Source organism: Pseudomonas sp. P106(2024) (assembly GCF_057480815.1).
Genome location: NZ_JBLIYU010000003.1, coordinates 433442 through 451418, shown reverse-complemented (window position 1 = coordinate 451418; position 17977 = coordinate 433442). Strand labels below are relative to the sequence as shown.

The following is a 17977-nucleotide window of genomic DNA, read 5'->3' as shown; positions in this document are numbered from 1 at the left end:
CCACTCGTGTTCAGTGCTTTTCGGAATCGGGGTGGGTGGCGCTGCGGTTGACCTTGGCCAATGGCAGCGGCAACAGCTTGCCCATCGGCTCGCGGCGCTCGAGGCGCAGCGGCCGCAGGCCGACCACCATCTTGCGCGCCACCAGCAGGTAGACGCCGCCCCCGGCACTCTGCCAGCCCCCCGCCACCCGCTCCCAGCCGGCCAGACGCTGCTGCCAGGCCGGCGAGGCAAGCGGCGGACGATAGCACCCGAAGCGGCGTTTCTCCAGCGCGAAGCCCAGCAGGTTGAGCCAGTCGCCGACCCGCGACGGCGAGATGCAGCGGGCCTTGCGCAAGGCGCCCTGGCTGAAGAAATGGCGCAGCCCCCAGCTGCTCCACGGGTTGATGCCGACGATCAGCAGGTGGCCGCCCGGGCGCACCGCGCTGGCCGCCTCGCGCAGCAGGCCATGGGGCGACAGGCTGAAGTCCAGGCCATGCTGCAGCACCACCACGTCGGCGGCATGCTCCGATAACGGCCAGGCCTGCTCCTCGCAGACGATCTCCACCCCCGGCAACGGCGCGCCCAGGCGCACGTTGCGCTGCACCTGTGGCGCATTGGGCGGGGGTTCGGCGCAGGGGCCGTAGTGCACCAGGTAACCACCGAAGAAGCGCCGCAGCTCTTCTTCGAGCAACTTTTCCTCTTCCTTGAGCATCAACTGCCCAAGGGGGCCATTGAACCAGTCGCGGGCCAGGCTGATGAGTTCGACCCAGTCGGGGTCGGCCTGGGCGAAGGCTTGGTCGGTCATTGCGTTCTCCCTCGAAGGTTCTCCGGCCGCGCCATCGCGGCTAAGATGCCCCCAATGTCCAGGCTTGGCGATACGGATCCGCACATGATACAGATCGATGCCCTACCCGCTTTCAACGACAACTACATCTGGTTGTTACAGGATACTGCCAATCGCCGCTGCGCAGTGGTCGATCCCGGCGATGCCGGGCCGGTGCTCGCCTGGCTCGGCCAGCATCCCGACTGGGTGCTGGAGGCGATCCTGGTCACCCACCATCACCATGACCATGTCGGCGGCGTCGAAGCCCTGAAGCAGGCCAGCGGCGCCACCGTCTACGGCCCGGCCAGCGAACGCATCCCGGGCCGCGACGTCGCCCTGGAGGACGGCGCGCAGGTCCAGGCACTGGGCCTGACCTTCGAGGTCATGGCCATGCCCGGCCACACCCTCGGCCATATCGCCTATTACACTGCGCAATCGCCCACGCCGCTACTGTTCAGTGGCGACACCCTGTTCGCCGCCGGTTGCGGGCGGTTGTTCGAAGGCACGCCCGAACAGATGCACCATTCGCTGCAGCGCCTGGCCGCCCTGCCCGCCGAGACCGAAGTGTACTGCGCCCACGAGTACACCCTGAGCAACCTGCGCTTCGCCCGCGCCGTCGAGCCGGAAAACCCGCACGTTCTGCAACGCTTCGAAGACGTTACCCGCCTGCGCGCCGACAATCGCATCAGCTTGCCCTCCACCATCGGCCTCGAGCGCCTGACCAACCCGTTTTTGCGCACCGCTGAAACATTCGTTAAACAAAAAGCAGACGAATGGAAGGGTCATTCCAACCCTACCCAAGCCACTGTTTTTGCTGCCTTGAGGTCTTGGAAAGACGTGTTCTGATAACCTCAAGATATATCGTGACACACGCCCAAAGGTTGACCCGGCCGGGGCCGGTTTCTAGAATCGCCCAACTTTTTTGCCCGGATAACCGTTCCAGCCGATGTCTTCCCCTAGCCGCAGAACCGCTCATTCGGTCGCCCTGACGCGACTGGCACAGATCAGTGCACTGGCGCTGGCCGCCACCCTGGTCGGCTGCCAGAGCACCCGTCAGCTCGACGAATCCGACAGCGTTCGCGCGCACAACTACCAGGCGCGGATCAAGCACAAACCCGCGCCGCTGGTGGTCAAGCCCAAGGAAGCACCGCCCCAGGACGTCTGGGAGCGCATGCGCCAGGGCTTCGCCCTGCAGGACGGCATGGACGTCAACCCGCGCATCGAACAGCAACGCCTGTGGTTCGCCAGCAACCCGTCGTTCCTCGAGAACGCCGGCGAGCGCGGCAGCCTTTACCTGCACTACATCGTCGAACGCCTCGAAGAACGCGACATGCCACTGGAGTTGGCCCTGCTGCCGGCCATCGAGAGCGCCTACAACCCGATGGCCTACTCCCGCGCGCACGCCGCCGGCATGTGGCAGTTCATCCCGTCCACCGGGCGTCACTTCAACCTGCGCCAGACCAACTTCTACGACGGCCGTCGCGACGTCACCGCCTCGACCAACGCCGCGCTGGACTACCTGAACCGCCTGCACGACATGTTCAACGGCGACTGGCTGCTGGCCCTGGCGGCCTACAATGCCGGCGAAGGCACCGTCAGCCGCGCCATCGAGCGCAACGAGCGCCTGGGCCTGCCGACCGACTACTGGAACCTGCCGCTGCCGCAGGAAACCCGCGACTACGTGCCCAAGCTGCTGGCCCTGTCGCAGGTGGTCAACACCCCTGCCGCCTACGGGATCAACCTGAACCCGATCGCCAACGAGCCCTATTTCGAAGCCGTCGCCATCAACGACCGCCTCGACCTGTCCCGCGTCGCGGCCTTCGCCGACATCGACGAAGACGAGCTGATCCAGCTCAATCCCGCCTTCAAGAAACGCATGACCGTGGACGGCCCGCAGCAACTGCTGGTGCCCACCGCCAAGGCGCAGCTGCTCAGCGACCGCATGTCCAACCTCAAGCCCGAGGAACTGGTCGCCCTGCAGCCGAACAAGGCCGTGTTCCAGGCCGCCCTGGCCGATGCCAGGGCGCCGGCGGCACGCAGCTACCGGGTCAAGCGTGGCGACAACCTGGGCAGCATCGCCAAGGCCAACCGCGTCGCGGTCAAGGACATCCAGCGCTGGAACAGCCTGCGCGGCAACAGCCTCAAGGTCGGCCAGGTGCTGGCCCTGCGTGGCGGCAACGCGCCGAGCGCGGCGGCCAAGCGCGTGGCCGATGCCAAGCAACGCTCCACCCAGTACAAGGTGCGCAAGGGCGACTCGTACTACCTGGTGGCCAAGCGCTTCAACGTCGAGATGAAGCACCTCAAGCGCTGGAATCCGCGCAGCGGGCATGCGCTCAAGCCGGGGCAGACGCTGACCGTCTACCTGTCGCGTTGATGTGAATCCTGGGGGGCGCTTCGCGCCCCTTTCGCGACACAAGGCCGCTCCCACAGGCATTGCACCAGCCTGAGGGTCTGCGCAATCCCTGTAGGAGCGGCCTTGTGTCGCGAAAGGGCTGCAAAGCAGCCCCAATCAGCCACATCCATCCGACCGACCCGTACTCTTTTTCCATTCCAGACAAGCTGTTACTGTACCCCGAACCAAGCCCAACGCCTTCTGGATCGGATGCCGACTTGATACGTCCCCTCCTGCTGTCTCTCAGCCTGGCCTTGAGCTTCCCCGCCGTCGCGATGGTGAGCGAAAGCCACGGATACGCGCAGTTCGGCTCGCTCAAGTACCCGGCCAGCTTCACCCACTTCGACTGGGTCAACCCGCAAGCCCCGAAAGGCGGCACCTTGCGGGCCATGGCCTTCGGCACCTTCGACACGCTCAACCCCTATACCTTCAAGGGCTCGAGCCCGGTCACCACGCCCAACTTCCTGCAGTACGGCATCAACGAGCTCAACGAGCCGCTGATGGTCGGCACCGGCATGTACGATCCCTCCGGGGACGAACCCACCTCCAGCTACGGCCTGATCGCCCGCTCCGTCGAGTACAGCGAGGACCGCAGCTGGGTGGTGTTCAACCTGCGCCCCGAGGCACGCTTCCACGACGGCGTGCCGATTACCGCCGCCGACGTCGCCTTCAGCTACCGCACCCTGCTCAAGGACGGCCACCCGATCTACCGCACCAACCTGCAGGAAGTGGCCCGGGTCGACATCCTCGGCCCGCTGCGCATCCGCTTCGTGTTCAAGCGCGCCGGCAACCCGCTGCTGATCCTGCGCCTGGGCGAAATGCCGGTGCTGCCCAAGCACTACTGGGAAAAACGCGACTTCAAGGCCACCACCTTCGAGCCGCCCTTGGGCAGCGGTCCCTACCGCATCAGCGAGGTGCAACCGGGCCGGCGCCTGGTGTTCGAGCGGGTGAAGGACTACTGGGGCAAGGACTTGGCCGTGAACCGCGGCAAGTACAACTTCAACCGCGTCGAATACGAGTTCTACCGGGACGCCACCGTGGCCTTCGAAGCCTTCAAGGCGGGCGAATTCGACATCTATATCGAGCACCAGGCGAAGAACTGGGCCAACGGCTACAGCTTCCCCGCCGTGCGCCGGGGCGAGGTGATCAAGGCGCAGATCCCGCACCAGATCCCCACGCAGACCCAAGGCCTGTTCATGAACAGCCGCCGCGCCGCCTTCAGCGACCCACGGGTACGCCAGGCGCTGGGCCTGATGCTCGATTTCGAATGGACCAACCGCGCCCTGTTCAACGGCGCCTACCGGCGCGCCACCAGCTACTACCCCAACAGCGAGTTCACCGCCAGCGGCCTGCCCACCGGCAAGGAGTGGCTGCTGCTCAAGCCGTTCCGCGACCAACTGCCCGAAAAGCTCTTCACCCAGCCCTACCAGGTCAGCCACACCGACGGCAGCGGCATCAGCCGCGCGGCCCTGCGCCAGGCCCTCGACCTGTTCGCCCAGGCCGGCTGGAAGCTCAACGGCCAGCGCCTGGTGGACGGCAAGGGCCAGCCGTTCCGGATGGAACTGCTGCTGGTAAACCCGAACCTCGAACGCATCCTGCAACCTTATGTCGAAAATCTGGCCAGCATCGGCATCGATGCGCGCTTGCGCACCGTCGACCGCGCCCAGTACAAACAACGGCTCGACCAGTTCGATTTCGACATGATCCTGATGACCCTGAACCAGACCCTTAGCCCGGGCCTCGAGCAGTGGCTGTATTTCCATTCAAGCCAGGCCGCCACCAAGGGCAGCAAGAACTATGCTGGCGTGAAGGACCCGGTGGTCGACCACCTGCTCGACACCCTGCTCGCCGCCCGCAGCCGCGATGACCAGATCGCCGCCGCGCGCGCCCTGGACCGCGTGCTCTCATGGCAGTACTACATGATCCCCAACTGGTACCTCGACAATCACCGCCTGGCCTACCGCAACCGGTTCGCCTTCGTCACCACGCCGCCCTACACCCTTGGGCTGAACAGCTGGTGGATCAAGAAGACTTCGGAGAAAGCCAAATGACGCCCACCCTGCGCCGCCTGGCCGGCAGCCTGCTGCTGGCCTGCCTCACGCTCCCGGCCGTGGCCGCCCCGCAACACGCCCTGACCCTGTACGGCGAAGCGCCGAAATACCCGGCCAACTTCAAGCACTTCGAATACGTCAACCCCGACGCGCCCAAGGGCGGCACCTTCCGCCAGTCCAGCTTCGGCGGCTTCGACAGCCTCAACCCGTTCATCAACAAGGGCGTGCCCGCCGACAACATCGGCAGCATCTACGACACCCTGATGCGCCAGAGCCAGGACGAGCCGTTCACCGAGTATGGCCTGGTGGCCGGCAAGATCGAAAAGGCTCCCGACAACAGCTGGGTGCGCTTCTACCTGCGCCCCGAAGCGCGCTTCCACGACGGCCAGCCGATGCGCGCCGAAGACGTGGTATTTACCTTCAACGCCCTGATCAAGGACGGCGCCCCGCTGTACCGCCAGTATTACGCCGACGTCGCCGACGTGGTCGCCGAAGACCCGCTCAAGGTGCTGTTCAAGTTCAAGCACAGCAACAACCGCGAGCTGCCGCTGATCCTCGGCCAGCTCCCGGTGCTGCCCAAGCACTGGTATGCCAACCGCGACTTCAACCGCGGCAACCTGGAGATCCCGCTGGGCAGCGGCCCCTACAAGGTCGCCGAGGTGAAGGCCGGCCGCTCGATCCGCTACGAGCGGGTCAAGGACTACTGGGCCAAGGACCTGCCGATCAACCGCGGCTTCTACAACTTCGATGTGATGACCTTCGACTCCTACCGCGACAACACCGTCGCCCTCGAGGCGCTGAAGGCCGGCCAGTTCGACTACGGCCTGGAAGTCAGCGCGAAGAACTGGGCCACCGCCTACGACGTGCCCGCCGTGCGCGACGGCCGCCTGATCAAGGAAGAGATCCCCAACGGCAACCCGGTGGGCATGCAAGGCTTCATCTTCAACCTGCGCAAGCCGATGTTCCAGGACATCCGCGTGCGCCAGGCCATCAGCCTGCTGCTGGACTTCGAGTGGACCAACAAGCAGCTGTTCAACGGCGCCTACACCCGCACCGGCAGCTACTTCGAGAACTCCGAGATGGCCGCCAGCGGCCTGCCCTCGCCCACCGAGCTGAAGATTCTCGAACCGCTGCGCGGCAAGGTGCCCGACGAGGTGTTCAACGGCGCCTTCCGCAACCCCGTCACCGACGGCAGCGGCATGATCCGCGACCAGCAGCGCCAGGCCTACAAGCTGCTGCAGGACGCCGGCTGGAAGATCGTCGACGACAAGATGGTCGACAAGGACGGCAAGCCGCTGAGCATCGAGTTCCTGCTGGCCCAGACCCAGTTCGAGCGCGTGCTGCTGCCGTTCAAGCGCAACCTCGCGGACCTGGGCATCAACCTCGAGATCCGCCGGGTGGACGTGTCGCAGTACATCACCCGCCTGCGTTCGCGGGACTACGACATGATCGTCGGCGGCTTCGCGCAATCGAACTCGCCCGGCAACGAGCAGCGCGAGTACTGGAACAGCGCCGCCGCCGACAACCCCGGCAGCCGCAACTTCATCGGCCTGCGCGATCCTGCCATCGACCAGCTGGTGGAACAGCTGATCAACGCCGATTCGCGCCAGAGCCTGGTCGACCACTGCCGCGCCCTGGACCGCGTGCTGCTGTGGGGCTACTACGTGATCCCCAACTGGCACATCAAGACCTGGCGGGTGGCCTACTGGAACCACATCGGTCACCCCGCCGTGTCGCCCAAGTACGACATCGGCATCGACACCTGGTGGATCAAGCCCGACGTCACGCCTGCCGTGAGCGAAGCCCCCGCCGTGGAAGAGGCCCACTGACATGCTGGCCTATATCCTGCGGCGCCTGCTGCTGATCATCCCGACCCTGTTCGGCATCCTGATCATCAACTTCATCATCGTCCAGGCCGCCCCCGGCGGCCCGGTGGAGCAGATGATCGCCAAGCTCGAAGGCTTCGACGGCGCCACCAGCCGCATCGCCGGCGGCGGTGCCGAAGTGTCGGTGGCCGGCTCCAACTACCGCGGCGCGCAAGGCCTGGACCCGGCGCTGATCGCCGAGATCGAGCGCATGTACGGCTTCGACAAGTCCGCGCCCGAGCGGCTGTGGATCATGGTCAAGAACTACGCCCAGCTGGACTTCGGCAACAGCTTCTTCCGCGACGCCAAGGTCATCGACCTGATCGCCGAGAAGATGCCCGTGTCCATCTCGCTGGGGCTATGGAGCACGCTGATCATGTACCTGGTATCGATCCCCCTGGGGATCGCCAAGGCCGTGCGCCACGGCAGCCATTTCGACGTGTGGACCAGCTCGGCGATCATCGTCGGCTACGCCATCCCCGCGTTCCTGTTCGCCATCCTGCTGATCGTGCTGTTCGCCGGCGGCAGCTACTTCGACTGGTTCCCGCTGCGCGGGCTGACCTCCAACAACTTCGATGAGCTGAGCACCACCGGCAAGGTGCTCGACTACTTCTGGCACCTGGTGCTGCCCATCACCGCGCTGGTGATCGGCAACTTCGCCACCATGACCCTGCTGACCAAGAACAGCTTCCTCGACGAGATCAACAAGCAGTACGTGGTCACCGCCAAGGCCAAGGGCCTGAGCCGTTCGCGGGTGCTGTACGGCCACGTGTTCCGCAACGCCATGCTGCTGGTGATCGCCGGCTTCCCCTCGGCGTTCATCGGCATCTTCTTCACAGGGTCCCTGCTGATCGAGGTGATCTTCAGCCTCGACGGCCTGGGCCTGATGAGTTTCGAGGCGGCGATCAACCGCGACTACCCGGTGGTGTTCGGCACCTTGTTCATCTTCACCCTGCTGGGTCTGGTGGTGAAGCTGATCGGCGACCTCACCTACACCCTGGTCGATCCACGCATCGACTTCGCCAGCCGGGAGCACTGACATGGCCCTGTCCCCCCTTAATCGCCGGCGCTTCGAGCGCTTCAAGGCCAACCGCCGCGGCTGGTGGTCGCTGTGGATCTTCCTGGTGCTGTTCGTGCTGAGCCTGGGCGCCGAGTTCATCGCCAACGACAAGCCGATTGCCGTGCGCTACGACGGCGAATGGTACTTCCCCGCCTTCAAGCGCTACCCGGAGACCACTTTCGGCGGCGAGTTCCCGCTGGAGGCCAACTACAAGAGCCCGTACATCCGCGAGCTGCTGGAGAAAAAGGACGCCTTCGTGCTGTGGGCGCCGATCCCCTACAGCTACCAAAGCATCAACTACGACCTGAAGGTGCCGGCCCCCGCGCCGCCCTCCACCGACAACCTGCTGGGCACCGACGACCAGGGCCGCGACGTGCTGGCCCGGGTGATCTACGGCTTCCGCATCTCGGTGCTGTTCGCCCTGACGCTGACCATCGCCAGTTCCATCGTCGGCGTGATCGCCGGCGCCTTGCAGGGCTTCTACGGCGGCTGGGTGGACCTGGCCGGCCAGCGCTTCCTGGAGATCTGGTCCGGCCTGCCGGTACTGTACCTGCTGATCATCCTTGCCAGCTTCGTGCAGCCCAACTTCTGGTGGTTGCTGGGCATCATGCTGCTGTTCTCGTGGATGAGCCTGGTGGACGTGGTGCGCGCCGAGTTCCTGCGCGGGCGCAACCTCGAATACGTGCGCGCCGCCCGCGCGCTGGGCATGCGCAACGGCCCGATCATGTTCCGCCACATCCTGCCCAACGCCATGATCTCGACCATGACCTTCATGCCGTTCATCCTCACCGGCGCCATCGGCACCCTCACCGCCCTGGACTTCTTAGGCTTCGGCCTGCCCGCAGGCTCCCCGTCGCTGGGCGAGCTGGTCGCCCAGGGCAAGTCCAACCTGCAAGCTCCCTGGCTGGGCATCAGCGCCTTCGCCGTGCTGGCGGTGATGCTGAGCCTGCTGGTATTCATCGGCGAATCCGCCCGCGACGCCTTCGACCCGAGGAAATGACATGAGCCAAGACACCCTGATCGAAGTCCGCGACCTGGCGGTGGAGTTCGTCACTGGCGAGCAGGTCAACCGCGTGGTCGACGGCATCAGCTTCGACATCCGCAAGGGCGAGACCCTGGCCCTGGTGGGCGAAAGCGGCTCGGGCAAGTCGGTGACCGCCCATTCGATCTTGCGCCTGCTGCCCTACCCGCTGGCGCGGCATCCGAGCGGCACCATCCAGTACGGCGGCAAGGACCTGCTGCACCTGGGCGAGAAGCCCATGCAGCGGATTCGCGGCAACCGCATTGCGATGATCTTCCAGGAGCCGATGACCTCGCTGAACCCGCTGCACAGCATCGAGAAGCAGATCAACGAGATCCTGTTGCTGCACAAGGGCCTCACCGGCAAGGCCGCCACCGCGCGCACGCTGGAGCTGCTGGAGCTGGTTGGTATTCCCGAGCCGAAGAAGCGCCTGAAAGCCCTGCCCCATGAGCTGTCTGGTGGTCAGCGCCAGCGGGTGATGATCGCCATGGCCCTGGCCAACGAGCCCGAACTGCTGATTGCCGACGAGCCCACCACGGCGCTCGACGTGACCGTGCAGTTGAAAATTCTCGACCTGCTCAAGGAGCTGCAGGCGCGCCTCGGCATGGCCCTGCTGCTGATCAGCCACGACCTCAACCTGGTGCGCCGCATCGCCCACCGCGTGTGCGTGATGCAGTGCGGCAAGATCGTCGAGCAGGCTGATTGCGCCACGCTGTTCAGCAAGCCGCAGCATCCGTATACGCAGATGCTGATCAACGCCGAGCCCAGCGGCGCGCCTGCCGCGAATGCCGAAGGGGCGCCGTTGCTGGAGGTGAAGGATCTGAAGGTGTGGTTCCCGATCAAGAAGGGGCTGCTGCGCCGGACCGTGGACCATGTGAAGGCCGTAGATGGGGTGAACTTCAGCCTGCCCCAGGGACAGACGCTGGGGATTGTTGGCGAGAGTGGGTCGGGCAAGTCCACCTTGGGACTAGCCATCCTGCGGTTGATTTCCAGCCAGGGTGGCATTCGCTTCCATGGGCAGAATCTTGAAGGGCTGAACCAGAAAGCCGTGCGGCCGCTGCGGCGGGAGATGCAGGTGGTGTTTCAGGACCCCTTCGGCAGCCTGAGCCCGCGCATGTGCGTGGCGGATATCGTTGGCGAGGGGTTACGGATTCACAAGATCGGCACGCCGGCTGAGCAGGAAGCGGCGATTATTGCGGCGCTGGAGGAAGTGGGGCTGGATCCGAGGACGCGGCATCGGTATCCCCATGAGTTTTCTGGGGGGCAAAGGCAGCGCATCGCCATTGCTCGGGCGTTGGTGTTGAAGCCCGCTTTGATTTTGCTGGATGAGCCGACCTCGGCGCTGGATCGGACGGTGCAGCGGCAGGTGGTTGAGCTTTTGCGGAATTTGCAGGTTAAGTACAACCTTACCTACCTGTTTATCAGTCATGACCTGGCGGTGGTCAAGGCGTTGAGTCATCAGTTGATGGTGATCAAGCATGGGCAGGTGGTGGAACAGGGGGATGCGGGGGCCATTTTCCAGGAACCGCAGCATGGGTATACGAGGCAGTTGTTGGAGGCGGCGTTTCTTCAAAAGTCAAACCCATCCCCCCCGTAAGCTCCTCAAGCCCCAGCACAAACCTCACCATTTTAGATATGCCGATTTTCATCGGCATTTACTTAAAAGTTGGACAAAGCCATATTTTTCCAGGCACAAACTCGACATCAAGAGGTGAACTTTCCACCCCAATGTACTCTGAGTGAATCAATAAGCTATCCGGCTCAACATCACCTAGCAAATGTATTACCACCTCACCCGAAATGGTTGCGTCCACGGCCATCGCAAATTTCACCATGCCATCCCCATCGCACGAATCAATTTCAACTATTCTCTTCACCTCATCTGATGAGTGCAGCCACTCAGCATAATTACCAATGAATGAAATCGCGACCTCGGACTTAAAAGACACCGGTATCACATAGTGCTTTGGACCTATGCAAGCCACAGGACCAAAGCTCTCATCTTTAACACTTGAGACAGTCAACCCTCCCGCAACCACCCCTCCATAAACAGAAAGAGGTAAAGCTTGTTGATTTTCAACCCTCTCGTCATCCCAGTACGAGTAATAGAAGTCAGAATCATCAGCACAAAAATAGGCCATTACGTTTGCGAGAAAAGCCTGAGAGCCAATAGCATTTTTGAAATCCTCAATAATTTTATTCTTGGCATCAAGCCTACCAAGCGCACGCTCAAAGTCAGAGCTCCGAACAAATTCCGACAGCTCACCATACACAGTAACCCCAGGAAGGCCGGACATGTAGCTCTTGAGCTGCCCATCTTTACTTACAAATATAAAGCCCTTACCTCCCTCAAAAAACCTTGAAAGAGTCTTGGCAATTATAGAGTCAGGAATATCTTCTCTATTTTTAGGTTTCTTAAAAGTACCCTTACCAGAAAAATAGTCATCCCAAATATTTCCATAATCCTCCGGGGCCATATCAAGAACACGCACTCGAAAATCATTTAGCCACGCCCTCGTACTAAATTGCAACTTTTCTTCAAGCGCCGGAAGAAGCGATTCAATCGCCTGTTCAAACTGTAGAATTTCAGGAATTTCCCCGACACACTTAGAAAGACCTTTATTCAAATCCCTTAAGTTATCAACTACACTTTTAGTCTTCGAGGCCAACTCCATCAGCTTTCTAGACTCATACTCTCGCAAGACCATCTTACAAATAACCAAATCAAGTAATCTCGCGTCCACCAAACGACGCAACAAACCCATTGACGAAGATGCATAACCTTCTTGATGCAGAACATTAGTATCCAGCGAGACGATCATCACACCATCCAAATCAAAAAGTTAGTTGAAAATAAAACCAGAACCAGAAAAACCAAATTAATAATTCACCAGACCGATCCACCCCAACGGCTTTTCGACCACTCGCACCGCGCCTAAACCACACCAAAGAGAAAAATAACACTATTCAGTATCCACTTCGTGCATTATTTAGCACGCCAAGCTGCTATTTTCCAGCACTTGGCAAATTGGAGATATGCTCGCAGCTGCCATACAAGGTACCGCAGCGTCTCGAAATACATGAAAAAATCAGATTTAAGCCCTTCTTTGTAGTCCATTTCCCAAATATCCTCCTTCCGCCTATTTTTCGTTGCGATCGCTATGGCAGCGCTCTAGTCTCGGCAGGTCGCTGCAAATCAGCGATCGGCTTTGACAGGCCGCGATGCGACACCTGCACTGCTTGCCCTTTATGGCGGCTGTGCATGGGGCACGCTTGCGTGCGCCGGTTTTTGTGTCCGCCGGTCTGTCAACCTATGCATAGCTGCCACCTACCTGTTTGACAGCAGTCCGGTAGCGGCCCCATCAAAGGGCACAAAACCATGCTGAAGATAGTTCCCGATCCACCCCACAACCACCACTCTCTCGAAGACACCATCATCCAGGCCACGGAGTACGCCCTCTGCGCGCAGACCGTGGCGCATCAGGCTGTTCTGCTGCATCCCAAGTCGCCCGTGTCGATTCTGGTCATGGCCGCGATGCATGAAATGGAGGCGCTGCGGGTGCTGCTCGAATCGGCGTTGATTCAGGTGCAGATGCCGCAGGTGGAGCCTCGGACGTTGCACTAGGGCTTAAGTCATTTGTTGGCTGGGCTGATGCAATCGCGGGGCAAGTCCGCTCCCACGCTGTAATCCAAACACGCTGTGATCCACATGCGGCGAGATACATGTACCCGTGGGAGCGAGCTTGTCCCGCGATTGCGCAAGCCCAGGCACGCATCATTTCAGGGAGATTGAGCCATGAGCACAGACGACACCACGCCCCACACCACGGTGGGCAAGACCAAGTTCTACCAGGGTGAAGGGCATACCGACCCGCTGTTCTGCATCGAACCCGGCATCCCTTGCCAGCACGCACGGGAACAGGCTTCGGAGTTGATGGGCTGCGTATGCGACCTGACCATCACCGGGATCATGGAGGAGAAGCCTCAGTTGATCTGGGCATCGTATTACCTGAGTGCGCTGGCCAAGGCGCTGATGGATGATGCGGAGTTGGGGATGAAGCACTGACGCCACAGGCAAACGCGGGCCCTGTGGGAGCGGCTTTGTGTCGCGAAAGGGCTGCGTAGCAGCCCCGGCAATCTTCGCAACACATCAGAAATCAGGGACCGCTTTGCGGTCCTTTCGCGACACAAGGCCGCTCCCACAAGGGTTATGTGGTAGAGCCATCAATTCGGGAGATGTCCATGGAATGTCATGTCCGCCGCGCTCAGCGCGAAGACTTAGAAGCCATCAGCCGGATCGTGATCGCGGCGCTGCGCGCATCCAACTCGCCAATAGTCGCAGGGACCCTGGCACGACACCCGCAGCATGATGCCCCCTGTGAACCAGGAGGTCGTATGGAAAGCTCCCTGCTTTGAGCTCTCGATATCGAACGAACACGCTGTTGCCAGGATGCCGAAGGATTGCATCGCAACGGATGGTCGCATGCATGCTGCCTCCTCGCTCAGGCCACTTGCACACCCTGCCCGGATGATGCCAAATTGATATCGCCGCATGCTCCAGCGTTCCCCGCCGCTGGGAATGGCATAGCGCGCTCGTGGCTTTATCCCGGGCCCGGCACCACGTCGGGCTTCCCCAATGCGTCATTTGCCGAATATGGAGTTCAGCATGACCAGCTTGTTCTCGACCGAAAACCTGGAGTTCGACCCCGCAAAAAGCGTGAGCATCAATGAGGTCAACAGCACCTTCACCGAACAAAGCCTCCATCCGCTGTTCGGCAAAGGCCCGTTGGGTGGGCAGGCAACGGCCGCAATTGCGCGCCAGCAAGCTCGCGAAGCGGTGTTCATGCAGCGTTTTTCCGACATGGACATCGACAAGTTCCAGCAAGTGCCACAAGACGACGGCGATGTCTGGCTGGTCGGCATGCAAACCATCGACGGCGAGCAGCACCATGTACACATCTCGCAGAACAGCTTGCTGGATTCTGTGCAACTGGTCGAAGCCACTGCCGCTGAAGTCGCATTGCGGGAAAAGAAGTACAAGATCGTGACCGATGAGATGTCCATCGAGATTGATGGCAAGCGTTACTTCGTCGACTCACACATCCCCTTCAATTTCGGCTTCGGTGGCGTCACCCGGACCGTGGTCAACTTCACGATTACCCTTGGCAGCTCGATCATTGTCACCAGTGCCTTGAAGGAACTGCTGAGCTACGCGGGTGGGCGCGGCCTCAGAGCAATCTTGAAAGACGCGGTCTCAAAAACCTGGGGCCTGTTCAAAGCCGTGCTCCGGGGAACGCTTCAAGCCGCCTCGCGCTTCCTCAGGGTGTTTTTCTCGGGCATCTTCAACGGCCAGTTCAATGGTTTGATGGGGCGCTGTGTCCAGGGCCTTGCCCGTGGCTGGCGCAGTGCGTTTGCACCGCTGGAGGAAGGGGCTGTCGTTGCGGGAGTATGGGGCGCGGTACTCATCATTGCCACAACGGTGATCCTGTCCCTGGTCCTGCACAACACCCGGCACAACCTGACGATCTACAACCTGACGAGCAAGGATCTGGTAGTGTCCGCCCCGCATATGGGGCACGGCGATACCGACACCCCAAATGAGTTTGTCATCAAAGGCTACGACAACCGTGGGCCTTTCGGTAAATGGTACAACGCCTCTCCCATCAAGTCCGAGAGCAAGACCTATGTGTCCGGCATTGGCCTGGCGATGAACCTGTCACTGCGCGAGCCCGATAGCAAGGCCGCGGTCGCCGACTTCGCCTGCATGTTCGACATTCCCTACACCGGCACCAACTCGCTCAATGCCACCGCCCAGAAACAGGACAATATCGTCGATTACTACGATGCCAATGAAGGGCTCAACACCACTGGCCAGGCCAGCGCCAGTTCCGACCAATACGAAATCATCGTGACGTACGACATTACCAGCGGCCAGCAATACGACCATGAGACCAAGGACAAGGGCTACATCTACAACTCGATGGTCATCGTGCGGGAGAAAGTAGCGGCCTGACATCCCGCGGCCAGCGTGCCAGCGGCGAGCGCGGAGGGCGCTCGACCGACTGGCGCGCTGCGCAGTTTTGCCATGCGATGAGACAACGATGTATCGCGCATCCGCAATGCGACTTGTCCAGCCGCGCGGAAGGCACTTGTCAGTATGACTTCGAAATCATATAGCCATTGACCGCGGCCGACTCAGCGCTTACCCAGCATCGCCTGGCGCTCCCGCCAGATCTCCTGCACGAACGGATCGGTCACGCCATACAGGCCATGCCCCCGGCGAATGATCAGGTTCGCCGCCAGCAACTCATTGGCCACCGGCTGGATCTCCTCCACCCGCACTTCACGCCCCACGAACGTCGAATACTCGCCCGCCGCCTCGCTGGAAAACACGCCCCGCGTCTCGCCATCCACGGAGGCGATCCGGGCGAAAATGGCCTGGGCCAGCACGCCCAGTTCCTCGACCTTCATCAGCTCCAGGTCGGCCGCCGCCGAGCGCAGCGTGGCCGCGATCACCGGCAGCACCACATCCGCCCCGGAACCGAGGCTGGGCGAGTGAATCAACTGACGCAGGGCACGGATGAACTCTTCAGGCCGGCTGCCCAGTGTCTTGAACGCCTCGCTCGCCACTTCCAGCGAAGGCAGGTTATCGAGGCCGTCCGCGGCGAGCCGCTGGAGCCAGAACGCGACATAGCCCTCGTCCAGCACCGGATAGGCCACGTTGGTGGCGCCGGCAAACGCCTGGTTACGCCGGGCGGTCAGCTCGTTGACCATGGCCCGGTGCGAGCCGGTGCCGATGAACAGGAAATGCCCAGCCGTCGCGGGTCTTGGGTTGATGGCGTCACGCGCGGCCTTCAGGGCCAGCATCATCTGCTGCCCGTCCTCTGTGGTGATGGCATGCTGCACTTCGTCGACGATCAGCACGACAGTCGCCTTGGCCTGGTCCACCGCTTCGGTCAGCGCTTCGGCGAGTGTCACGCCGCCTGCATCACCCAGGGTATCGAGGTTGAAACCGAACTTGAAACCGGCCAGCTCCACCTCGGCGCCACGCACGCGCTTGAGACGCTGCATGAACGACGAGGTCGGTGTCTGCAGTTCGAGCAGGGCTTGGCGCACGGCAGCCAGCACCAGTTTCACCGGGCTTGTCTGGGTGTCGCTCCACAGGTCGACGTAGATCACCAGTGCGCCCTGTGCCTCCAGGGCCGGGATCAGATCGTTCTTGAGAAAGGTTGTCTTGCCCGTCCGGCGCAGGCCGGACAGGAACAACCCGGAACGCAGGCCGATATCCAGTGCCGAGGGCTTGAGCAGTTGCCTGGCCATATCGGCTGCCAGTTCCGGGCGCAGGAAAATGTCAGCCATGGGTTTATCCTGAATTATGAGATACCAATAATTATTGGCCTGGAATAATTCCATGTAAAGCCGAAGTGGCTTGCTCAACACCTCAAGACTCAACCTCCATCAACCCCGGCGTAGGCTTGCTGAACCCCGCCGTCAGCCACATCAGGTACAACCCGCCACACACCAGCCAAGCCACCCCGGCCAGTATCACCACCGTGCTCAGCAGCGACAGCAGATACAGGTTCACCCCAATCGCCAGCAGCGGAAACACCACGAACCCCACCCCACTCAACCGCTGCTTGCGCCGCTCACGCCGGTAGTACGCAATCACGCAGACATTCACCGCCGCAAACGCCAGGAACGCGCCGAAGTTGATCAGCGAAGCGGCCGAGCTCACATCCGCGCCGATCCCGATCAACCCCAGCCCGGCGATCAGCAGCAGGTTGAACACCGGCGTGCGCGCCGTGCCCTGCAGCTTGGCGAAACAACGCGGTGGCAGCACGCCTTCGCGGCCCATGAAGTACAGCAAGCGGCTGGCGCTGACCTGCACCGCCAGGCACGAGGCGAAGCCGGCGACGATGCCGCCGAGGTTGACGAAGTCGGCGAAGAACTGCCCGCCCACCTCGATCGACAGCGCGTAGGTCGCGGTCTCTGGGTCGGCGAACTGGCCGCCGGGATGGCTCAGTTGCATCAGGTAGGCCACCGCCGTGAACAGCAGCCCGCCCACGCTGATCACCAGCAGCACCGCCCGGGGGATGTCGCGCTTGGGCTGCTCGGCCTCCTCGGCCAGGGTGGTCACGGCGTCGAACCCGAGGAACGAATAGGCGGCGATGGCGGCGGCGGCGGTGAGGCCGGTCAAGGTGCTGTGCTCGTTCCATACGGGGTGGGTGAAGCCGACCTGGGGCTGGCCGGCCACATAGCGCAGGCAGTAGCCAATGAACAACAGCACCAGGGCCACGCTCAGGACCGTGAGCACTTTGTTCAGGCGGTCGGTCAGGGTCATGCCGCTGACGGTCACCGCCGTGGTCAGGCCGATATTGATCAGCAGCCAGCCCCAGGTGGGCACCTGCGGGAACTGGGCGTTGAGAAACACCGACTGCAGCAGCCAGGCGACCATGGGCATGAACAGGTAGGCCAGCAGTACCGCCCAGCCGACCACGAAGCCGCAGCCTGGGCCGAGCAGGCGCTTGGCGTAGTAGTAGGCCGAGCCGGACACCGGGAACAGGCGCGACAGCTTGGCATAGCTCAGGGCCGACAGCAGCATGGCGCCGGTGGCCAGCAGGAAGGCGCTGGGGGCGATGCCGTCGCTGCGCTCGGAGATCACGCCGAAGATCACCATGGCCAGGCTCGGGCACATGTAAGCCAGGCCGAAGACGGTCAGGGAGGTCAGGGAAAGTTTTGCGGGGGTGGCGTCAGGCATGGGTGGCCTCCTGGCGTGCAGGGGCGAT

14 protein-coding genes are annotated in these 17977 nt (G+C 62.1%); 10 read left to right on the top strand and 4 right to left on the bottom strand.

Translation table 11 applies throughout. The annotated features are described in order from the left end of the window. Window positions 1-10: 10 nt before the first annotated feature. On the bottom strand, window positions 11-784 hold the full coding sequence (locus AC25M7_RS08310) for a class I SAM-dependent methyltransferase (protein ID WP_028690528.1): 774 nt from the start codon (window positions 782-784) through the stop codon (window positions 11-13). Window positions 785-868: 84 nt separating this feature from the next. Between AC25M7_RS08310 and gloB the strand changes: the two genes are divergently transcribed. From gloB to AC25M7_RS08275, 7 genes are all read left to right on the top strand, one after another. Beyond that, window positions 869-1648 carry a hydroxyacylglutathione hydrolase gene (gene gloB, locus AC25M7_RS08305; protein WP_028690527.1) on the top strand — a complete coding sequence of 260 codons (780 nt, stop codon included), beginning with the start codon at window positions 869-871 and terminating at the stop codon, window positions 1646-1648. 100 nt (window positions 1649-1748) lie between these two features. Then, the gene (locus tag AC25M7_RS08300; RefSeq protein ID WP_028690526.1) at window positions 1749-3176 is read left to right on the top strand and encodes a lytic transglycosylase domain-containing protein; all 1428 of its coding nucleotides are present in this window, start codon (window positions 1749-1751) and stop codon (window positions 3174-3176) included. A 236-nt stretch (window positions 3177-3412) separates the two neighbouring features. Then, window positions 3413-5245, top strand: a complete 1833-nt coding sequence (locus AC25M7_RS08295; RefSeq protein ID WP_486970924.1) for an extracellular solute-binding protein — start codon at window positions 3413-3415, stop codon at window positions 5243-5245. Continuing rightward, complete coding sequence (locus AC25M7_RS08290) at window positions 5242-7074, top strand: extracellular solute-binding protein (protein ID WP_197867474.1); 1833 nt, start codon at window positions 5242-5244, stop codon at window positions 7072-7074. Before AC25M7_RS08295 ends, AC25M7_RS08290 begins: the two co-directional genes overlap by 4 nt. Window position 7075: 1 nt before the next feature. Beyond that, window positions 7076-8149: a microcin C ABC transporter permease YejB gene (locus AC25M7_RS08285; protein ID WP_011534684.1), complete on the top strand. Its 1074-nt coding sequence runs from the start codon at window positions 7076-7078 to the stop codon at window positions 8147-8149. Between the two features lies 1 nt (window position 8150). Continuing rightward, window positions 8151-9170, top strand: a complete 1020-nt coding sequence (locus AC25M7_RS08280; protein ID WP_028690523.1) for an ABC transporter permease — start codon at window positions 8151-8153, stop codon at window positions 9168-9170. Between the two features lies 1 nt (window position 9171). After that, complete coding sequence (locus AC25M7_RS08275; RefSeq protein WP_486970923.1) at window positions 9172-10788, top strand: ABC transporter ATP-binding protein; 1617 nt, start codon at window positions 9172-9174, stop codon at window positions 10786-10788. A gap of 58 nt (window positions 10789-10846) precedes the next feature. Here the strand turns inward: AC25M7_RS08275 and AC25M7_RS08270 are convergent, their stop codons facing one another. Then, window positions 10847-12013, bottom strand: coding sequence for a PIN domain-containing protein (locus AC25M7_RS08270; RefSeq protein WP_486970922.1), 1167 nt, complete (start codon window positions 12011-12013; stop codon window positions 10847-10849). Between the two features lie 557 nt (window positions 12014-12570). Between AC25M7_RS08270 and AC25M7_RS08265 the strand changes: the two genes are divergently transcribed. The 3 genes from AC25M7_RS08265 (at window position 12571) to AC25M7_RS08255 (ending at window position 15204) form a co-directional block, all read left to right on the top strand. Continuing rightward, on the top strand, window positions 12571-12816 hold the full coding sequence (locus AC25M7_RS08265; protein ID WP_011534689.1) for a hypothetical protein: 246 nt from the start codon (window positions 12571-12573) through the stop codon (window positions 12814-12816). A 171-nt stretch (window positions 12817-12987) separates the two neighbouring features. After that, on the top strand, window positions 12988-13257 hold the full coding sequence (locus AC25M7_RS08260; RefSeq protein ID WP_062363628.1) for a DUF3077 domain-containing protein: 270 nt from the start codon (window positions 12988-12990) through the stop codon (window positions 13255-13257). A 600-nt stretch (window positions 13258-13857) separates the two neighbouring features. Further along, window positions 13858-15204: a hypothetical protein gene (locus tag AC25M7_RS08255; protein WP_486970921.1), complete on the top strand. Its 1347-nt coding sequence runs from the start codon at window positions 13858-13860 to the stop codon at window positions 15202-15204. A 182-nt stretch (window positions 15205-15386) separates the two neighbouring features. Here the strand turns inward: AC25M7_RS08255 and AC25M7_RS08250 are convergent, their stop codons facing one another. Further along, window positions 15387-16550 carry an AAA family ATPase gene (locus AC25M7_RS08250; RefSeq protein WP_486970920.1) on the bottom strand — a complete coding sequence of 388 codons (1164 nt, stop codon included), beginning with the start codon at window positions 16548-16550 and terminating at the stop codon, window positions 15387-15389. An 82-nt stretch (window positions 16551-16632) separates the two neighbouring features. Next, complete coding sequence (locus AC25M7_RS08245; RefSeq protein WP_088851583.1) at window positions 16633-17949, bottom strand: APC family permease; 1317 nt, start codon at window positions 17947-17949, stop codon at window positions 16633-16635. Window positions 17950-17977: the final 28 nt, after the last annotated feature.

What these genes read in the sequence shown, in the direction of transcription:
- AC25M7_RS08260 (WP_062363628.1), top strand. Translation starts at nt 12,988, where the DNA reads ATGAGCACAGACGACACCACGCCCCACACCACGGTGGGCAAGACCAAG.
- AC25M7_RS08285 (WP_011534684.1), top strand. Translation starts at nt 7,076, where the DNA reads ATGCTGGCCTATATCCTGCGGCGCCTGCTGCTGATCATCCCGACCCTG.
- AC25M7_RS08275 (WP_486970923.1), top strand. Translation starts at nt 9,172, where the DNA reads ATGAGCCAAGACACCCTGATCGAAGTCCGCGACCTGGCGGTGGAGTTC.
- AC25M7_RS08245 (WP_088851583.1), bottom strand. Translation starts at nt 17,949, where the DNA reads ATGCCTGACGCCACCCCCGCAAAACTTTCCCTGACCTCCCTGACCGTC.
- AC25M7_RS08255 (WP_486970921.1), top strand. Translation starts at nt 13,858, where the DNA reads ATGACCAGCTTGTTCTCGACCGAAAACCTGGAGTTCGACCCCGCAAAA.
- AC25M7_RS08270 (WP_486970922.1), bottom strand. Translation starts at nt 12,013, where the DNA reads ATGATCGTCTCGCTGGATACTAATGTTCTGCATCAAGAAGGTTATGCA.
- gloB (WP_028690527.1), top strand. Translation starts at nt 869, where the DNA reads ATGATACAGATCGATGCCCTACCCGCTTTCAACGACAACTACATCTGG.
- AC25M7_RS08265 (WP_011534689.1), top strand. Translation starts at nt 12,571, where the DNA reads ATGCTGAAGATAGTTCCCGATCCACCCCACAACCACCACTCTCTCGAA.
- AC25M7_RS08250 (WP_486970920.1), bottom strand. Translation starts at nt 16,550, where the DNA reads ATGGCTGACATTTTCCTGCGCCCGGAACTGGCAGCCGATATGGCCAGG.
- AC25M7_RS08280 (WP_028690523.1), top strand. Translation starts at nt 8,151, where the DNA reads ATGGCCCTGTCCCCCCTTAATCGCCGGCGCTTCGAGCGCTTCAAGGCC.
- AC25M7_RS08290 (WP_197867474.1), top strand. Translation starts at nt 5,242, where the DNA reads ATGACGCCCACCCTGCGCCGCCTGGCCGGCAGCCTGCTGCTGGCCTGC.
- AC25M7_RS08310 (WP_028690528.1), bottom strand. Translation starts at nt 784, where the DNA reads ATGACCGACCAAGCCTTCGCCCAGGCCGACCCCGACTGGGTCGAACTC.
- AC25M7_RS08300 (WP_028690526.1), top strand. Translation starts at nt 1,749, where the DNA reads ATGTCTTCCCCTAGCCGCAGAACCGCTCATTCGGTCGCCCTGACGCGA.